The sequence below is a fragment of the Streptomyces regalis genome (assembly GCF_001509475.1).
GTDB lineage: Bacteria > Actinomycetota > Actinomycetes > Streptomycetales > Streptomycetaceae > Streptomyces > Streptomyces regalis.
Genome location: NZ_LLZG01000396.1, coordinates 26,557 through 43,787 on the forward strand (window position 1 = coordinate 26,557; position 17,231 = coordinate 43,787).

13 protein-coding genes are annotated in these 17,231 nt (G+C 69.9%); 5 read left to right on the forward strand and 8 right to left on the reverse strand.

The features are described from left to right. Positions 1–7: 7 nt before the first annotated feature. A complete protein-coding gene (gene sucC, locus ADL12_RS42105) occupies positions 8–1,141 on the reverse strand; it encodes an ADP-forming succinate--CoA ligase subunit beta (RefSeq protein WP_062713387.1) in 1,134 nt (377 codons plus the stop codon). A gap of 145 nt (positions 1,142–1,286) precedes the next feature. Between sucC and ADL12_RS42110 the strand changes: the two genes are divergently transcribed. The 5 genes from ADL12_RS42110 (at position 1,287) to ADL12_RS42130 (ending at position 9,281) form a co-directional block, all read left to right on the forward strand. Next, positions 1,287–2,984: a thiamine pyrophosphate-binding protein gene (locus ADL12_RS42110; protein WP_062713389.1), complete on the forward strand. Its 1,698-nt coding sequence runs from the start codon at positions 1,287–1,289 to the stop codon at positions 2,982–2,984. A gap of 10 nt (positions 2,985–2,994) precedes the next feature. Then, the gene (gene frc / locus ADL12_RS42115) at positions 2,995–4,236 is read left to right on the forward strand and encodes a formyl-CoA transferase (RefSeq protein WP_062713407.1); all 1,242 of its coding nucleotides are present in this window, start codon (positions 2,995–2,997) and stop codon (positions 4,234–4,236) included. Between the two features lie 4 nt (positions 4,237–4,240). After that, positions 4,241–6,385, forward strand: a complete 2,145-nt coding sequence (locus ADL12_RS42120) for an acetate--CoA ligase family protein (RefSeq protein ID WP_062713410.1) — start codon at positions 4,241–4,243, stop codon at positions 6,383–6,385. Positions 6,386–6,505: 120 nt separating this feature from the next. Continuing rightward, the gene (locus tag ADL12_RS42125) at positions 6,506–7,891 is read left to right on the forward strand and encodes an OFA family MFS transporter (protein WP_062713391.1); all 1,386 of its coding nucleotides are present in this window, start codon (positions 6,506–6,508) and stop codon (positions 7,889–7,891) included. A 1-nt stretch (position 7,892) separates the two neighbouring features. Then, positions 7,893–9,281 (forward strand): OFA family MFS transporter, encoded by a 1,389-nt coding sequence (locus ADL12_RS42130; protein ID WP_062713393.1) that lies wholly within the window; start codon positions 7,893–7,895, stop codon positions 9,279–9,281. Between the two features lie 64 nt (positions 9,282–9,345). Here ADL12_RS42130 and ADL12_RS42135 read toward each other — a convergent pair whose 3' ends face one another. From ADL12_RS42135 to ADL12_RS42165, 7 genes are all read right to left on the reverse strand, one after another. Then, positions 9,346–10,404, reverse strand: a complete 1,059-nt coding sequence (locus ADL12_RS42135; RefSeq protein ID WP_062713395.1) for a sugar phosphate isomerase/epimerase family protein — start codon at positions 10,402–10,404, stop codon at positions 9,346–9,348. A 115-nt stretch (positions 10,405–10,519) separates the two neighbouring features. Beyond that, entirely contained in the window at positions 10,520–11,899 is a 1,380-nt protein-coding gene (locus ADL12_RS42140) for an alkaline phosphatase family protein (RefSeq protein ID WP_062713397.1), read from the reverse strand. A 74-nt stretch (positions 11,900–11,973) separates the two neighbouring features. Continuing rightward, positions 11,974–13,143: a metabolite traffic protein EboE gene (eboE, locus tag ADL12_RS42145; protein WP_062713398.1), complete on the reverse strand. Its 1,170-nt coding sequence runs from the start codon at positions 13,141–13,143 to the stop codon at positions 11,974–11,976. Positions 13,144–13,146: 3 nt separating this feature from the next. Further along, positions 13,147–14,067, reverse strand: coding sequence for a TatD family hydrolase (locus ADL12_RS42150; protein WP_062713399.1), 921 nt, complete (start codon positions 14,065–14,067; stop codon positions 13,147–13,149). Then, positions 14,067–14,849, reverse strand: coding sequence for an EboA domain-containing protein (locus tag ADL12_RS42155; RefSeq protein WP_079052575.1), 783 nt, complete (start codon positions 14,847–14,849; stop codon positions 14,067–14,069). Before ADL12_RS42155 ends, ADL12_RS42150 begins: the two co-directional genes overlap by 1 nt. Before the next feature lie 155 nt (positions 14,850–15,004). Then, positions 15,005–16,033, reverse strand: a complete 1,029-nt coding sequence (locus ADL12_RS42160) for a sugar phosphate isomerase/epimerase family protein (protein ID WP_079052574.1) — start codon at positions 16,031–16,033, stop codon at positions 15,005–15,007. Then, the gene (locus ADL12_RS42165) at positions 16,030–17,043 is read right to left on the reverse strand and encodes an SCO3242 family prenyltransferase (RefSeq protein ID WP_062713400.1); all 1,014 of its coding nucleotides are present in this window, start codon (positions 17,041–17,043) and stop codon (positions 16,030–16,032) included. Before ADL12_RS42165 ends, ADL12_RS42160 begins: the two co-directional genes overlap by 4 nt. Positions 17,044–17,231 lie beyond the last annotated feature (188 nt).

Sequence of the window (17,231 nt, forward strand, 5' to 3'; positions counted from 1 at the left end):
TGTCTCCTCAGGCTGTGGCGACGGCGAGTCGGGCGGCCCGCAGCGCGGCGCCGTCCATGGTGGTGGCCTGCTGGACCAGGGGGTGGGCGCGGTCGTCGAGGATGGCGCGGCCACGGTCGGCGTTGTTTCCGTCGAGGCGTACGACGAGCGGCTTGGTCAACTGGACGGCGTCCAGGGCCTGCACGATGCCGTCGGCGACCGCGTCGCACGCGGTGATCCCGCCGAAGACGTTGACGAAGACCGACTTCACGGCCGGGTCGGAGAGGATGACCGACAGTCCGTCGGCCATGATCTGGGCCGATGCCCCGCCGCCGATGTCGAGGAAGTTGGCGGGGCGGGCGCCGCAGCCCGCGACGACGTCGAGGGTCGACATGACGAGTCCGGCGCCGTTGCCGATGATGCCGACCTCGCCGTCGAGCTTGACGTAGTTGAGGCCCTTGGCGGCTGCCGCCGCCTCCAGCGCGTCGTCGTGCTCCACGTCGTCGGCGCCCCAACGTGCCTGCCGGAAGCGGGCGTTGTCGTCAAGGGTGACCTTGCCGTCGAGGGCGAGGATCTGCCCTTGCTTGGTGCGGACGAGGGGGTTCACCTCGACAAGGAGGGCGTCCTCGCGGACCAGCACCTCCCACAGCCGCACGAGCACGTCGACGGTCTGCGGCGGCAGTCCGGCCGCTGCGGCGATCTCGCCCGCTTTCGCGGAGGTGACGCCGTCGGCCGGATCGATGGGGATACGGGCGACGGCCTCGGGCCGACCGGCCGCGACCTCCTCGATCTCCATGCCGCCTTCGGCCGAGGCGATGGCGAGGAAACGGCCGGCCGCGCGGTCGAGTACATAGGACACGTAGAACTCGGCCTCGATGTCCACGGGTTGGGCCAGCATCACCTTGCCGACCGTGTGGCCCTTGATGTCCATGCCGAGGATCTGACGTGCCGTGATCTCGGCGGCCGCGGGGTCCGCGGCGAGCTTCACACCGCCCGCCTTGCCGCGGCCACCGGTCTTCACCTGCGCTTTGACCACGACACGGCCGCCGAGCCGACGCGCGATCTCACGGGCTTCCTTGGGTGAGTCCGTCACCTCTGCCCGCGGCACCAAGATGCCGTGTTCCTCGAAGAGTTCCCTTGCCTGGTGTTCGTACAGGTCCATTCCGGCTCCTGACTCAAAAGTGCCGCACGCCCCCTGGACACCACCCATCGGATGCGGGATAACAAGGTTCATACAGTATTCGTCGACTGTATGCAATGTACCGCGAGAGCCGTTCCAACCCCCTACGAAGGGACAGGACTTCGCCATGCCCGACGACACCCAGGACGTCATTTCCGGTGGTCATCTCGTTGCCAAGGCGCTGAAGGCCGAGGGGGTCGACCGCATCTACACCTTGTGCGGCGGCCACATCATCGACATCTACGACGGCTGCGTCGACGAGGGCATCGAGGTCGTCGACGTCCGCCACGAACAGGTCGCCGCCCACGCCGCCGACGGTTACGCCCGTATCACCGGCAAGCCCGGCTGCGCGGTCGTCACCGCGGGTCCCGGCACCACCGACGCAGTCACCGGTGTCGCCAACGCCTTCCGCGCCGAGTCACCGATGCTGCTCATCGGCGGTCAGGGCGCCCTCACCCAGCACAAGATGGGGTCCCTGCAGGACCTGCCGCACGTCGACATGATGACGCCGATCACCAAGTTCGCGGCGGCCGTGCCGGACACGGCGCGCGCGGCGGACATGGTGTCGATGGCGTTCCGCGAGTGCTACCACGGCGCGCCCGGGCCCTCCTTCCTGGAGATCCCCCGCGACGTCCTCGACGCCAAGGTGCCGGTGAGCAAGGCGCGCGTGCCCAAGCAGGGCGCCTACCGCGCCTCCACCCGCTCGGCCGGCGATCCCGAGGCCATCGAGAAGCTCGCCGACCTGCTGGTGCACGCCGAGAAGCCGGCCATTCTGCTGGGCAGCCAGGTGTGGACGACGCGCGGCACCGAGGCGGCCATCGAACTCGTCCGCACCCTCAACATCCCGGCGTACATGAACGGCGCCGGCCGCGGCACGCTCCCGCCCGGCGACCCGCACCACTTCCAGCTGTCCCGGCGATACGCCTTCTCCAACGCCGATGTCATCGTCATCGTCGGCACGCCCTTCGACTTCCGCATGGGCTACGGCAAGCGGCTGTCGCCGGACGCGACCGTCGTGCAGATCGACCTCGACTACCGCACCGTCGGCAAGAACCGGGACATCGACCTCGGGATCGTGGGCGACGCCGGCCTGGTGCTGAAGTCGGTGACCGAGGCGGCCTCCGGGCACGCCTTTCATGGATACAGCAACGGGGGTGCGTCCAAGCGCAAGGAGTGGCTCGACGAGCTGCGCGCGGCCGAGCAGACCGCCCTGGAGAAGCGGCTGCCGAGCCTGAAGTCGGACGCCTCACCGATCCACCCGTACCGGCTGGTCAGCGAGATCAACGACTTCCTCACCGAGGACTCCATCTACATCGGCGACGGCGGCGACATCGTCACCTTCTCCGGGCAGGTCGTGCAGCCCAAGTCGCCCGGGCACTGGATGGACCCGGGCCCCCTCGGCACGCTCGGCGTCGGCGTTCCCTTCGTGCTCGCGGCCAAGCAGGCGCGGCCCGACAAGGAGGTCGTCGCACTCTTCGGCGACGGCGCCTTCTCTCTCACCGGCTGGGACTTCGAGACTCTGGTCCGCTACAACCTCCCCTTCGTCGGCATCGTCGGCAACAACTCCTCGATGAACCAGATCCGCTACGGCCAGGCCGCCAAGTACGGCAAGGAGCGCGAGCGGGTCGGCAACACCCTCGGCGACGTCCACTACGACAAGTTCGCGCAGATGCTGGGCGGTTACGGCGAGGAGGTCCGTGACCCCGCCGACATCGGCCCCGCGCTGCGGCGCGCCCGCGAGTCCGGGAAGCCGTCACTGATCAACGTGTGGGTCGACCCCGACGCGTACGCCCCCGGAACCATGAACCAGACCATGTACAAGTGAGGTGACCTCCATGACTGGTACGCCGACCAAGGCTCTCGAAGGCATCCGCGTCCTGGACATGACCCATGTCCAGTCCGGGCCTTCCGCGACCCAGCTGCTCGCCTGGCTCGGCGCGGACGTCGTCAAGCTGGAGGCGCCGACCGGTGACATCACGCGCAAGCAGTTGCGCGACCTCCCGGACGTCGATTCCCTCTACTTCACGATGCTCAACTGCAACAAGCGGAGCATCACCCTCAACACCAAGACCGAGCGCGGCAAGGAGATCCTCACCGAGCTGATCCGGCGCTCCGACGTCATGGTCGAGAACTTCGGCCCGGGCGCGGTCGACCGCATGGGCTTCACCTGGGACCGCATCCAGGAGATCAATCCGCGTATCGTCTATGCCTCCATCAAGGGGTTCGGCGAGGGCCCGTACACCAACTTCAAGGCGTACGAGGTCGTCGCGCAGGCCATGGGCGGGTCGATGTCGACCACCGGCTTCGAGGACGGGCCGCCGCTGGCGACGGGGGCCCAGATCGGGGACTCGGGGACGGGTGTGCACGCCGTGGCGGGGATTCTCGCGGCTCTGTTCCAGCGCGAGAACACCGGGCATGGGCAGCGGGTCAACGTGGCCATGCAGCACGCTGTACTCAACCTCTGTCGGGTGAAGCTGAGGGACCAGCAGCGCCTGGCACATGGGCCGCTTGCTGAATATCCGAACGAGGACTTCGGCACGGAAGTTCCCCGCTCGGGAAACGCGTCCGGCGGCGGTCAGCCCGGCTGGGCGGTCAAGTGCGCGCCGGGCGGCCCGAACGACTACGTGTACGTCATCGTGCAGCCCGTCGGCTGGCAGCCGATCAGCGAGCTCATCGGCCGGCCCGAACTCGCCGACGACCCCGAGTGGGCGACGCCGGAGGCCCGGCTGCCCAAGCTCAACAAGATGTTCCAGCTGATCGAGGAGTGGTCCTCGACCCTGCCCAAGTGGGAGGTGCTGGAGAAGCTCAACGCGCACAACATCCCGTGCGGGCCGATCCTGTCCACCAGGGAGATCATCGAGGACTCATCGCTGGTCGCCAACGAGATGGTCGTCACCGTGCCGCACCCCGAGCGGGGCGAGTTCGTGACCGTGGGCAGTCCGCTGAAGCTCTCCGACTCCCCCGTCGAGGTGTCCAGTTCACCGCTGCTCGGCGAGCACAACGAAGAGGTCTACATCGGCGAGCTCGGCCTCGGTGACGAGGAGCTGCGCCTGCTCAAGTCGAACGGAGTGATCTGACGTGATGGCCGAAGACCGCGTCCTCAGGGTGCGCACGCTCCTCGACTCGGTGCGGGCGGAGGGGCGCACGGCGCTCACCGCGCCCGAGGGCAAGGCGATCGCCGACGCGTACGGGATCGCCGTACCGGGCGAGGAGCTCGCGACCGACGTCGAAGAGGCGGTGGCGTACGCGGCACGCTTCGGCGGACCGGTCGTGATGAAGATCGTCTCGCCCGACATCCTCCACAAGACCGACGCCGGCGGGGTGATCGTGGGCGTCGAGGGGGCGACGGACGTACGGGCCGCGTTCCACAAAATCATCGACAACGCGCGCGCGTACAACGCGGATGCCCGCATCGAGGGCGTCCAGGTGCAGGAGCTGCTCCCGCAGGGGCAGGAGGTCATCGTCGGCGCGGTCACCGACCCGACATTCGGGAAGGTCGTCGCCTTCGGGCTCGGCGGGGTCCTGGTCGAGGTCCTCAAGGACGTCACCTTCCGACTGGCCCCCGTGGACGCCGACGAGGCGCTGTCCATGCTGGACTCGATCCGGTCGGCGGAGATCCTCCACGGGGTGCGCGGCCAGGCAGCCGTGGACCGGTGGGCCATCGCCGAGCAGATCCGCCGGGTGTCCCAACTCGTCGCGGACTTCCCGGAGATCGCCGAGGTGGACCTCAATCCGGTGATCGCGACGGCGGAGGGGGCTGTCGCGGCGGACATCCGGGTGATCCTCTCCGAGGCGCTGGTGAAGCCGCGCCGTCGCTACTCGCGTGAGGAGATCCTCACGTCGATGCGCCGGCTGATGCAGCCGTCGTCGGTCGCCGTGATCGGGGCCTCCAACGAGCAGGGCAAGATCGGCAATTCGGTGATGCGCAACCTCATCGACGGTGGTTTCGCCGGGGACATCCATCCGGTGAACCCCAAGGCCGATGACATTCTGGGCCGCAAGGCGTACAAGAGTGTCACGGACGTTCCCGGTGAGGTGGATGTGGCGGTCTTCGCTATCCCCGCGAAGTTCGTGGCCTCGGCCCTGGAGGAGGTGGGACGCAAGAAGATCCCGAACGCCGTGCTGATCCCCTCCGGGTTCGCGGAGACCGGTGAGCACGAACTCCAGGCGGAGATCGTGGAGATCGCCGAGCGGCACGGCATCCGGCTGCTCGGGCCGAACATCTACGGCTACTACTCGACGTGGCAGGACCTGTGCGCCACGTTCTGCACGCCGTACGACGTCAAGGGCGGGGTGGCCCTGACCTCGCAGTCCGGCGGCATCGGGATGGCCATCCTGGGCTTCGCGCGGACCACGAAGACAGGCGTGTCGGCGATCGTCGGCCTCGGCAACAAGTCGGACCTGGACGAGGACGACCTGCTGACCTGGTTCGGCGAGGACCCGCACACCGAGTGCATCGCGATGCACCTGGAGGACCTCAAGGACGGACGCGCCTTCGTCGAGGCCGCGCGCGCGACCGTACCGAAGAAGCCGGTCGTGGTCCTCAAGGCGGGCCGCACGGCGGCGGGCGCCAAGGCGGCCGGCTCGCACACCGGAGCCCTCGCCGGCGACGACGCCGTGTACGACGACATCCTCAGGCAGGCCGGTGTCATCCGGGCGCCCGGGCTGAACGAAATGCTGGAGTACGCACGCGCGTTGCCGGTACTTCCCGCCCCCAAGGGCGACAACGTCGTGATCATCACGGGGGCCGGCGGGAGTGGCGTACTGCTGTCGGACGCCGTGACCGACAACGGCCTGTCCCTGATGGAGATCCCGCCGGACCTGGACGAGGCCTTCCGGAAGTTCATCCCGCCCTTCGGGGCGGCGGGCAACCCGGTGGACATCACCGGGGGCGAGCCGCCGTCGACGTACGAGGCGACGATCCGGCTCGGTCTGGAGGATCCGCGCATCCACGCGCTGGTCCTGGGCTACTGGCACACGATCGTCACTCCCCCGATGGTCTTCGCGGAGCTCACCGCGCGCGTGGTGGCCGAATTCCGGGAGCGCGGCATAGAGAAGCCCGTTGTGGCGTCGCTCGCGGGTGACGTCGAGGTAGAGGAGGCCTGCCAGTACCTGTACGAGCGGGGGGTCGTGGCGTACCCGTACACGACCGAGAAGCCGGTGGCGGTGCTCGGCGCGAAGTACCGCTGGGCTCGGGCGGCGGGTCTGTTGGGGGGCGGTTCATGAGGTGAGTGGGCGCGGGTCGGCCGACGGTGCGCGTCGGCCGGCCCCGGGACCCGTGCGCACACGAAAGGCATTGGACAGGGGGCGCTGGCCAGAACTTTCGACGCAAGGGGTGCAATTAACATGACAACAACCGACGTTCCACGGGTCGCCGCCTATCGGGAGGTGACGGACAAGAACGGACGCGTCTATCGCGTCGGTGAGTCCGACATCGACATCATGGGGCGCAAACGCAAGTGGATGGTGATCCTGCCCTGGGTCGGCATGATGGGCATCTCCTCCGCCGAGTACGCGTTCGCGTCCGCCGAGGACACCCTGCACACGGCGCATCACTGGAACAGCATGCACATCTTCTGGATGATGACCGTCTGGGTCTTCTTCCAGGCCGCGGTGGCCTTCCCCGCGGGCAAGCTGCGTGAGAGCGGAAAACTGCCGGCCCGCTGGGCCATGATGTGCGGCGCGACGGGCACATTGCTCGGCTATCTGTCGCTGGCCTTCGCTCCGCACGTCGTCTTCGCCTATATCGGCTTCAGCATGTTCAGCGGCATGGGCGCGGGCATGGTGTACGCCACCTGCGTCAACATGGTCGGCAAGTGGTATCCGGAGCGAAAGGGCGGCAAGACCGGCTTCGTCAACGGCGGTTTCGCCTACGGCTCGGTGCCCTTCGTCTTCATCTTCAACGGCTACATGGACCTGACCAACTTCCGCTGGGTGCTGGTCTCGGTGGGTGTGTTCCTGGCCGGAATCGTCGCGTTCTCCGGTTTCTTCTTCAAGGACCCGCCGAAGAACTGGTGGCCCGCCTCGATCGACCCGCTCAACCCGCCGAACGACCCGCGCGCGGCCCGTTCCCTGCGGATGAACCCGCCGGCGGTCCGCCAGTACTCCCCCAAGGAGGCATGGAAGACCGGACGCGTGGCGTTGATGTGGTTCTGTCTGGCGTGTACGTCCGGCGTGAACATCTTCGGTATCGCCTTCCAGGTGGACATCGGCGAGGAGGCCGGATTCGCGGGCGGGATCGTCGCCACGGCCATGTCCCTGAAGGCGATCGTCAACGGCACCGGCCGCGGTGTCATCGGCTGGCTCTCCGACCTCTACGGCCGCAAACGGTGCCTGCTCGTCGTGTGCGTCATCCTGGGCCTCTCCCAGTACGGCATCCTCTGGTCGGCGGAGGCCAAGAACCTTCCGCTGTTCCTGATCTTCTCCTCGATATCCGGTTTCGGCGGTGGCGCCATCTTCCCGATGTTCGCCGCACTCACCGCCGACTACTTCGGTGAGAACAACAACGCGTCCAACTACGGCATGGTCTACAGCGCCAAGCTCGTCTCCGGTCTGGGCGCGGGTATGGGCGCCGTGGTCGTCAGTGCCTGGGGACACTCCGGTGCCTTCATCCTGGCCGGCTCCATCTCGCTCTTCGCCGGCTGCGTGGCACTGTTCCTCAGTCCGCCGGGACGTGACAAGGAAACGCGCATCGCTCCCAACCCACAACCGCTCGGCGAGGACACAGCCTGACATGACGGCAGATCCGTACGCTGCAAGCAGCTCGTCCGCACACTCCGACGCCGCACACCGTCCCTACCGCGAAGTGACCGACGCGCGAGGCCGCGTCTACCGCATCGGCGAGACCGACCGCGACATCCTCGGCCACTCCCGCAAGCTCATGGTGTACCTGCCATGGATCGCCATGATGGCCATCAGCGTCTTCGAATACGCGTACGGCTCCGCGGAGGACACCCTGTCCCACGCGCACGGCTGGACGCAGAGCAACACCTTCTGGATCCTCAGCGTCTGGGTCTTCTTCCAGGCCGGCATCGCCTTCCCGGCAGGCTGGCTACGGGAGAAAGGCATCCTGACGGCCCGCACGGCGATGTACGTCGGCTCCGGCATGTGCCTGCTGGGCTTCCTCGCCCTGTCCCACCTGAGCAACGTCTGGCTCGCCATCCTCGGCTTCGGCGTCATCGGCGGCCTCGGCGCCGGCCTGGTCTACGCGACCTGCATCAACATGGTCGGCAAGTGGTTCCCCGAGCGGCGCGGCGCGCGGACCGGGTTCGTCAATGGCGGGTTCGCGTACGGATCACTGCCGTTCATCTTCATCTTCAACTACGGGTTCGACACCGCGAACTACCACCGGGTGCTGGACCTGATCGGCTGCTACATCATGATCGTCGTCCTAGGAAGCGCGTTCTTCTTCAAGGACCCCCCGAAGAACTGGTGGCCCTCGGACGTCGATCCGCTGACGTACACGGGCAGCCAGAAGAACGCGGCGAGCCTGGCCAAGAACCCTCCGGCGGTGAAGCAGTACACGCCCCGGGAGGCCATCAGGACGGGCATGCTGCCGCTGATGTGGCTGTCCGTCGTACTGACCGCCGGTGTGTCCGTCTTCGGCATCTCCTTCCAGGTCGACTACGCCAAGGAGGTGGGCTTCGGCCCACTGGTCGCGGCGTCGTCGATGGGTGTGATGGCGGTGATCAACGGCATCGGCCGGGGCGTCGTGGGCTGGCTCTCCGACCGTTGGGGCCGCAAGTCGACCCTGGTGTTCGTCATCGTCGTGCTGGGCCTCGCCCAGTTCGGCGTGATCTGGGCCGGAGATCTGAAGAGCGAATGGCTGTTCCTGTCCTTCGCGTTCCTCTCCGGCTTCGGCGGCGGCGCGTTCTACCCACTCTTCGCGGCGCTCACCCCGGACTACTTCGGGGAGAACTACAACGCCACCAACTACGGCCTCGTCTACAGCGGCAAGCTGATCAGCGGCCTGTTCGGCGGCGGCCTGGGCTCCATGGTGGTCGCGGCCTGGGGCTACGACGGCGCCTACGCGCTCGCCGGGGGCGTGTCGCTGGTGGCGGCGGCGATCGCGTTGCTGCTGCGCCAGCCGGGGCGGACGTCAGCACCGCATCTCGCACGCTGACGAGTCCCGTACATGAGGAGGCCCTCCCCGTCTCGGGGAGAGCCTCCTCATGTCGGTAGGGCCGTCAGCACTTCTCGCGCAGCGAGTGCAGGTGCTCGCTCGAACGCCGTGCGAAGGTGAAGGACTCGGTCGGATTGTCGTGCTCCGCCTGCCAGTGGTGGGCGAATCGCTGGCCGCGCAGCCTGGTCACGGCGGAGATGAACCGCTGGTAGTCGATGTCGCCGTCGCCGACGTCGACCATGCGGTAGCCGTACTGGTTGGCCGGGTCGCTCACGCCGTCCTTGACGTGGAAGAGAGGGTAGCGGTGCGGCTGGTTCAGTACGTAGTCCAGCGGCTCGAAGGGGGCGGCCGATCCGTCGGGGCGCTTCGAGAAGCGGAACTGGCCCGAGTACGCCCAGAAGATGTCCATCTCCAGGTAGACGAGGTCGGGGTCCGTCTCGGCGAGCAGGACGTCGTAGAGACGGACCTTGGGGTTGTCGGTGGCGAAGGAGAACTCCTCGGAGTGGTTGTGCTGGTAGAACTTCATGCCGCGCGCCTTCGCCGCCGCGCCGTAGGTGTTGAACTCCTCGGCGGCGCGCTTCCAGGCGTCGACGGTGGAGCCGTAGCGGAACGGCCCGGAGGCGGTTCCTATGTGCTTCAGGCCGAGGGCCTGGGCGTCGTCGAGAACCTTGGTGAGGTTCTGGGCGAAGGTGTAGGCGCCCGGGTCGCTTGAGTAGTAGCCGACGTGGCTGCCTATCGGGTTCAGCCCGTGGTTCCTGGCCAGCCTCTTGAGCTGGGCGAGGGTGATCGGGCCGGCCGAGCCCTGGGTGTATCCGGCGAACTCGACCTCGTCGTAGCCGTACTTCTCCAACTCGGCGAAGACGGGGGCGAAGCCGAGCGTGGAGACCTTGTCGCGCAGGCTGTAGAGCTGGATGCCGAGCCGGCCGGGCGGCAGGACGGGACGGCCGCGGCCGGCGCCGCTGGAGGCTGTTCCGGTGGCGGACGCGGTGCCGGTGGCGGCGGACGCGGGGGCTGCGGCGGCGCCCAGCAGTGCGGCGGCCGTGGCGCCCGCGGCCACGCCGAGCATGCCTCGTCTGGTGAGGCGGTGGGTGAGTTCGGGATCCGTCTGGGAAAAGCGGCTCATGCCTGGAACTCCCTGTGATCGAAGGCCGTTGTCAGTGGTGAGTGCTTCACTGGTGACCAGTCGGAAAAGACGGGTCGGTGGGACCGGCGAGTTGGTGCGTGCCGGTCGCGACCGGTCAGCCGAGACCGGCGAGTTGGAGCAGGAGTGACTTCACATCGGTGGCCGCGACACGGCCGCCGACAGCGCGGGGGGTGGAGCAGATGAGGAGCGGACCGTCGTCGTCGCTCGCGGGAAGGCGGCCGTGGCTGCCGCGAATAGGTGACGGATCCAGGGGCACGACCGCCATGCGGTAGCGCATGCCCAGTTTCTTGCGGGCGAGCGCGGTCGCCGCCTTGACCTTGACGTAGGGGTCGAGGGGATCCATGAAGAGTTCGACCGGGTCGTAGCCGGGTTTGCGATGGATCTCGACGAGTCGCGCGAAGTCGGGCGCGCGGGCGTCGTCGAGCCAGTAGTAGTACGTGAACCAGGCATCCGGCTCCGCGACAGCGACGAGCTCGCCGGAGCGCGGATGGTCGAGATGGTGGGCCTTCTTTCCCTCGTCGTCGAGGAGTTGCTCGATGCCGGGCAGACCGTTGAGGGCGGCCCGGGTCGCATCGAGGTCTTCCGGTCGGCGTACGTAGACGTGGGCGATCTGGTGGTCGGCGACGGCGAAGGCGCGTGACGCCATCGGGTCGAGGTACTCCATGCCGTCCTGGGTGTGCACCTCCAGCAGGCCTGCCCGCCGCAGGGCGCGGTTGATGTCGACGGGTCGGCTCACGCGGGTGATGCCGTACTCGGACAGCGCGACGACGGTACGGCCCTCGGCGCGTGCGTCGTCCAGCAACGGGGCCATGACGGCGTCCAGGTCGGCGGCCGCTTTCAGCGAGCGTGGGTCGTCGGGGCCGAAGCGCTGCAGGTCGTAGTCGAGATGGGGGAGGTAGCAGAGCGTCAGGTCGGGGTGGCGGGTGCGGATGATGTGGCGGGTCGCGTCGGTGATCCAGCGGCTGGAGACGAGGTCCGCGCCGGGGCCCCAGAAGTGGAAGAGCGGGAAGGTGCCCAGTTTTTCGGTGAGTTCGTCGTGCAGGGCGGGCGGCCGGGTGTAGCAGTCGGGTTCCTTGCGGCCGTCGGAGTAGTAGATCGGACGGGGGGTGATGGTGATGTCGGTATCGGCGCCCATGGCGTACCACCAGCAGATATTGGCGACCGTGTAGCCGGGGTGCGCGCGCCGGGCGGCGTCCCAGAGTCTGTCGCCGGCGACCAGTCCGTTGTGCTGGCGCCACAGGAGTACGTCGCCGAGGTCGCGGAAGTACCAGCCGTTGCCGACGATGCCGTGCTCCGACGGGTGGGTGCCGGTGAGGAAGGTGGACTGGGCGGCGCAGGTGACGGCGGGCAGGACGGTGCCGAGCGGCGCGTGGGAGCCGGACTGGGCGAGCGTCTTGAGGCGGGGCATGTGGTCGAGAAGACGGGGGGTGAGGCCGACGACGTCGAGGACGAGGAGAGGGGTGGGACGTCCCATGGGGGTGGCCTCCGGTCGGGGTGCTGGGCGGCCACGCGGCGAGGTGGCCGGGGCTGCCGGGTCCGGCCGCTCGGTCATGGCAGCTCCTTCAGGCCGAGGTCGGTCAACAGATCGCGGGCGAGGGTGAGTTCGGCGGCGATGCCATCGGCGAGCTGACTGCGGGCGCGGGGTCGCAGTTCGGCCGGGAGGGCCTGCCAGGTGTACGTCTCGACCTCGAGGTGCCGGGTGAGCGGGTGCGGGCCGCCGACGAGTCGGGTCAGTGCGGCCTTGAGGACGGGGAGTGTGGAGGTGAGGGGCGCGGCGGGAGCCGCATGGAGTGGGACGTGGAAGTGGGCGCGCCATGGTGAGGCGTCGGGCAGGGCGTCGCCCTGGAGGGCCTCGCCGAGGTCGTCGGTGCCGCGCAGGCCGGCGGCGGTGGCCGTGCGGGTCTGGTGCAGGAAGCGGGGTTCGTCGAAGGCGGCGAGGGCCTCGCGGACGTCGGGGAGATGGGGGTGTTCGGCGTGCAGGGCAGCTGAGAGCTGGGATTTGACGATGGGGACGCGGGCTTCGGCGAGCGCGTCCAGGGCCGTGTGCGGATCTTCGAAGGAGGTGGCGAGGTGGCAGGTGTCGACGCAGATGCCGATGCGGTCGTGCCCGACCGCGCTGAGCGGGGCGATGGCGTCGGCAGTGGTCTCGACGGTGCAGCCGGGTTCGGGTTCGAGGCCGACGCGGATGTCGCGGCCGGTCAACTCCTCCAGGGCGTCGAGGCGTTCGGCGAGGGTGACCAGGGCGGTGCGGGAGGTCTCGGCGCGGCCGTCGTCATAGTCGGTGCGCCAGGCGAGGGGCAGGGTGGAGATGCTGCCTTGGGAGACGTCGTCGGGGAGGAGGCCGGCGAGGACGCGGGCCAGGGCGGTGGTGTGGTCGAGGCGTTCGGGGTCGGCCCAGTCCGGCTTGTAGACGCGGTACTTGACCTCTTCGGCGCCGAAGCCCTCATAGGGGAAGCCGTTGAGGGTGACGACCTCGAGGCCGCGCCGGTCGAGTTCGGTGCGCAGGCCGCGCAGGGCGGACGGGTCCGAGACGAGGGCGTGTGCGGCGTCCTTGGCGAGCCACAGGCCGATGCCGAGGCGGTCGCGGCCGAGCCGTCGACGGACGGGCTCGCAGTGGTCGCGGAGTTGGGCGAGGACGCCGTCGAGGGTTTCGGCCGGGTGGACGTTGGTGCAGTACGCGAGGTGGACGGTGGAGCCGTCGGGGTGGCGGAAGCGCATGGCTCACGCCCCCGGGGCCGGGGCGCCGGTCGGGTCGTCCCACTCGCTCGGTGCACCGACGGGTCCTTCGGGGTCCTTCGGAGCGCCGCGGAGGATGGAGTTGCCCTCGTGGGTCGACTCCGGGGTCGCGATGTCGAGGGTGAGGCGGCCGCTGAGCCCGTAGAAGGCCACGGGGTTGCGCCAGAGCACCCGGTCCACGTCGTCCTCGGCGAAGCCTTCGGCCAGCATCAGGTCGGCGACCTTGCGGGTCTTCAGGGGGTCGCTCCGGCCCCAGTCGGCGGCGGAGTTCACCAGCACCTGCTCGGTCCCGTACGCGCGGAGGATCTCGACCATCCGCTCCTCGTCCATCTTGGTGTCGGGATAGACGGAGAAGCCGAGCCAGCAGCCGCTGTCCTTTGCCTCCTTGACCGTCGTCTCGTTGAGGTGGTCGACAAGGACGCGGTCCGGGGGCAGCGCGGATTCCCGGACGACGTCAAGGGTGCGGCGCAGGCCGGCGAGCTTGTCGCGGTGCGGGGTGTGGACGAGCGCGGGCAGTTCGTGGTCGGCGGCGAGCTGGAGCTGGGCGGCCAGGGCGGTGTCCTCGGCGGGGGTCATCGAGTCATAGCCGATCTCGCCGACGGCGACGACCTGGTCCTTGACGAGATACCGGGGCAGTTCGTCGAGGACGGGGACGCAGCGCGGGTCGTTCGCCTCCTTGGGGTTGAGGGCGAGGGTGCAGTGGTGGGCGATGCCGTACTGGGCGGCGCGGAAGGGCTCCCAGCCGAGAAGGGAGTCGAAGTAGTCGAGGAAGGAGGCGGGAGACGTGCGGGGTTGGCCGAGCCAGAAAGAGGGCTCGACGACGGCGCGGACACCGGCGGCGTGCATGGCCTCGTAGTCGTCGGTCGTGCGTGACGTCATGTGGATGTGGGGGTCGAAGAGGCGCATCAGGACTCCTTGCCGTCGGTGCCGCGGGTGCCGCAGTCGGCGGCGGGCGCGGGTGGGGTGGCCGTGGGGTCGGTGAAAGTCAGGACGCGGTGCAGGTCTTCGGGCAGGGGGCGGCCCGCGGCGGTGCGTTCGGCGGCGTAGTCGCCGAGCATGCGGGCGAGTTCGGCGTCGCGGTGGGCGCGGCGGTCCAGGTCGGCGACCGCGTCGACGGGCACACCGGTGAACAGGCACTTCAGGACGGCGTGGCGCCACTGGTGGGGGTCGAGGTACCGGGCGGCGTAGGGGCCGACGGCGGCGGCGAGGAGCCGGGTGTCGTTGGTGCGCAGGGCGTCCTCGACGAGCGGCAGGGCCTCCGGGCCAGGCACGAGGTGGGGCAGTGCGTGCAGGACGGCGCGACGTTCGGCGGCGGTGCCCTGGAAGTAGACCCGGGTGACGGCGTCCGCGTCGGCGCGGGCCGCGTGCAGGATGAGGACACGGGCGGCGTCGGCGTGCTCGGGGCCACAGCGGCGCCCGGCCTCGGCGATGCGCAACTCCCAGACAGAGATGGGCCCGTGGGTGCCGGGATGGGCGGCGGCCTCGTCGAGGGCACGGTGAAGCCACGCGCGGGCGGCCGTACCGAGGCGGGCGGTGAGGTGGGCGCGCAGCTCGGCGGGCGGGGTGAGGGCGAGGGTGGTGCCCGGGGTGTCCGGCCGGCTCTCGGCACCTGCCTGGCCCTCGGCACCTGGCCGGCCCTCGGCACCTGGCCGAGCCTCGGTGCCTGGCCGAGCCTCGGTGCCTGCCACGCCCTCGCCGCCCGGCCGAGCCTCCGCTCCCGGCCCGCTCTCGGCACCCGAGGGGCTGTCGGCGCCGGGGCGAGACGCGGTGCCCGCCTGGGGGTCGGTGAGCGGGCGGTCCTTGGTGTCCGCGTCCGGGGTTGCCGGGGTGCCGCGGGAGGGGGTCATGAGGTGCTCCCTTCAGGGGTGGCGGAGGGATCGCCATGGGGTGGGACGAGTGCAGGTGATCGGGTGGCCGTGGCTTCGGCGCGGCGCAGGAACGGGAGGGAGAGTTCGGCGAAGTGGGGGCCTGCGTGGGAGTGGCGGGGCAGTTCGACCACGGTCAGGCCCTGGTAGCCGGTGGCAGCGAGGGCGGCGAGCACGGGTGAGAAGTCGATCTCACCGTCGCCGAAGGGGAGGTGTTCATGGATGTCGCGGCGCATGTCCTCGATCTGGACGTGACGCAGCCAGGGGGCGGCGGCGCGTACGCAGTCGGCAGGAGAGAGGGGTTCGAGGCACTGGCAGTGGCCGATGTCGAGGGTCAGGCCGAGGTGTTCCGGGTCGCCGAGCACCCGGCGCAGCCGGTGGAAGTCGGCAAGGGTGGCGAGGAGGTGGCCCGGTTCGGGTTCGATGGCGAGGGGGGTGCCGGCGGTGGCGGCGGCGTCCAGGACCGGAGCGAGGGTGTCGGCCAGGCGGTGCCAGGCGGTCTCCGGGTTCGTTCCCGGTGGTGTGATGCCGCTGAAGCAGTGGACGGCGTGGGCGCCGAGGTCGGCCGCTACCCGGACGGCACGGATCAGCAGGTCGACACGCCGGGCGCGGTCGTCCGGGTCGGGGTCCAGGAGGGAGGGTCCGTGTTTGCGACGGGGGTCGAGCACATAGCGGGCGCCTGTCTCCACGGTGACGTCCAGACCGAGCGCGTCCAAGCGGTGCGCGAGGCGGCGGGTGCGGGTGGTGAGGTCCGGGGCGAGCGGGTCCAGGTGCATGTGGTCGAGCGTCAGGCCGACGCCTTCGTAGCCGAGGTCGGCGAGCAGGGCCAGGGCGTCGTCGAGGCGGAGGTCGGCGAGGCCGTTGGTGCCGTAGCCGAAGCGGAGGGGGGTCGCGGCGGGCTCTGGGGAAAGGCCGGTGTCGTGCTCGGCGCGGGTGCGGTGAGGGCCGCCGCTGGGCGCCCGTACCTCGGGGGACCGGGCCGGGCTGCCGATGGTCGGATCGCTCATGTGACGCTCACCTTCCTTCCGAACCGTCGGCCGAGCGGGGCGAGACCCGCCACGAACAGCGCGGTGAGGACGGCACCGGATCGGGCGGTCAGCGCGGCCTGGAGGGGGATCGTGGCGCGGATGCCGCCGACGACGGCTCGTTGGGTGAGCGGAGGTGAAGGGTTGAGGGTGGCGTGGAAGTACGGGCGGGTGGCCGTTGCGGCGTAGGCGGCGGCCAGGGTTGTGCTCAGGGCGTCGGCGGTCGGCCGGGGCGGGCCGGACCAACGGCCTCGGCGGCGACCGGTGGCGGACGCGAGGACGTCGGGATGGGTGTCCGGCACACCGTGGGCGGCTGAGGGGAGCGCATCACGGGGGTCTGCCGGGCGTCGGTTGGGGCGGTGTGTCAGCAGGCGGCTGAGGAGGGCCGTGGTGGCCAGGGCCGCGAGGGGTGTCAGGGGTGAACCGCCCTTCGTCTCCTGGCGGGACACCGCAGTGACCGCGAGCGTGTGGGTGCCGAGCAGGGTGGCTGACGGGAGCGCCTCACGGGTGTGCCCGGTGGTGGCCGCGGCGCCGAGGAGGAGGTCGAGGGCGCGGGCGGTGGCCATCGCTGCCGGTCCGGCGGGGGTGTGCTTCAGGGCCAGGTCGTAGGACCAGATCGTGGCCGCGAGAGGCGCGGCGACCGCGAGGGCGGGACGACCGGACCGGGCGGCGAGGGCCAGGCCCACGCCGGTGAGGGCGCAGGCCGAGGTGAGGGCGGCGGCGGGGCGGATGCGGCCGGACGGGAGGGGGCGGTGAGGGCGTTCCTTGGCGTCCTCCTCGCGGTCCGCCCAGTCGTTGAGGGCCATGCCGGCCTCGTACAGGCAGAGGGAGGAACTGATGGCGAGCAAGGTGCGGGAGTTGGGGTGCGCGCCGGTGGCGGCGGCGCCCGCCAGCGCGTCGCCGGGGACGGTGAACAGGGCGGGGAGGCGCAGGAGTTCGGCCCAGGCCAGGCTGGAGTTCCGCCCCTCGGCGCGTTCGGGCCGCGAGCCCATGGCCCATGCGGGCTTGGTCAGGGCCGCCGACGACCGGTGCGCGTCGCCATCCCGGCCGGCCTCCGTAGCCGGGGACCACCCGACACCCGGCCACGACCAGCGCGCGCCATCACCCCGGCCCGTCACCGTCCCCCGCCCCCACCCACCAGGCAACCGCAACGAGCGCCGTGCCCCGCGCCCCCTCACCG

Coding starts and splice junctions, on each gene's coding strand:
- ADL12_RS42120 (WP_062713410.1), top strand. CDS start 4,241: ATGGCCGAAGACCGCGTCCTCAGGGTGCGCACGCTCCTCGACTCGGTG.
- sucC (WP_062713387.1), bottom strand. CDS start 1,141: ATGGACCTGTACGAACACCAGGCAAGGGAACTCTTCGAGGAACACGGC.
- ADL12_RS42110 (WP_062713389.1), top strand. CDS start 1,287: ATGCCCGACGACACCCAGGACGTCATTTCCGGTGGTCATCTCGTTGCC.
- ADL12_RS42150 (WP_062713399.1), bottom strand. CDS start 14,067: ATGCGCCTCTTCGACCCCCACATCCACATGACGTCACGCACGACCGAC.
- ADL12_RS42140 (WP_062713397.1), bottom strand. CDS start 11,899: ATGGGACGTCCCACCCCTCTCCTCGTCCTCGACGTCGTCGGCCTCACC.
- ADL12_RS42130 (WP_062713393.1), top strand. CDS start 7,893: ATGACGGCAGATCCGTACGCTGCAAGCAGCTCGTCCGCACACTCCGAC.
- frc (WP_062713407.1), top strand. CDS start 2,995: ATGACTGGTACGCCGACCAAGGCTCTCGAAGGCATCCGCGTCCTGGAC.
- ADL12_RS42125 (WP_062713391.1), top strand. CDS start 6,506: ATGACAACAACCGACGTTCCACGGGTCGCCGCCTATCGGGAGGTGACG.
- eboE (WP_062713398.1), bottom strand. CDS start 13,143: ATGCGCTTCCGCCACCCCGACGGCTCCACCGTCCACCTCGCGTACTGC.
- ADL12_RS42160 (WP_079052574.1), bottom strand. CDS start 16,033: ATGAGCGATCCGACCATCGGCAGCCCGGCCCGGTCCCCCGAGGTACGG.
- ADL12_RS42165 (WP_062713400.1), bottom strand. CDS start 17,043: ATGGGCTCGCGGCCCGAACGCGCCGAGGGGCGGAACTCCAGCCTGGCC.
- ADL12_RS42135 (WP_062713395.1), bottom strand. CDS start 10,404: ATGAGCCGCTTTTCCCAGACGGATCCCGAACTCACCCACCGCCTCACC.